This is a genomic window from Nocardioides sp. NPDC057577 (assembly GCF_042801335.1).
GTDB lineage: Bacteria > Actinomycetota > Actinomycetes > Propionibacteriales > Nocardioidaceae > Nocardioides.
This window is the reverse complement of sequence record NZ_JBHVGB010000384.1, coordinates 1-308: the sequence shown is the minus strand read 5'-3', so window position 1 is coordinate 308 and position 308 is coordinate 1. Positions and strand designations below refer to the sequence as shown.

1 protein-coding gene is annotated in these 308 nt (G+C 76.9%); it reads right to left on the bottom strand.

Annotated features, from left to right (window positions below):
• Positions 1 to 308, bottom strand: a 308-nt coding sequence (locus ACFU7D_RS29980; RefSeq protein WP_378874232.1) for an ATP-binding protein, incomplete at both ends; no start/stop codon positions are given.

Here is a 308-nt window from a genome sequence, read left to right as displayed (position 1 = left end):
GGCGCCCCCCGCGGGGCCGCCCGGTGCAGATGGTGTGACCGGGGCGTCCGGGTGCGTGGCCAGGGGCACGGCGGCGGACAGGACGGTCCCTTCGCCGGGTGCGGATTCGACGGTCAGGGTGCCGCCGAGCTGCTGGACCCGGGCCCGCATCGCGGGCAGCCCGTGACCGCGTACGCCGCCGGCCTGGCGAGGTGTCTGCCGCTCGGGGCTGAAGCCGCGGCCGTTGTCGGCGACGTCGAGGACGACACGGTCGTCGAGGTGGGTCAGGGTCAGCGCGGCGACGGTGGCCTCGGCGTGCTCGGTGACGT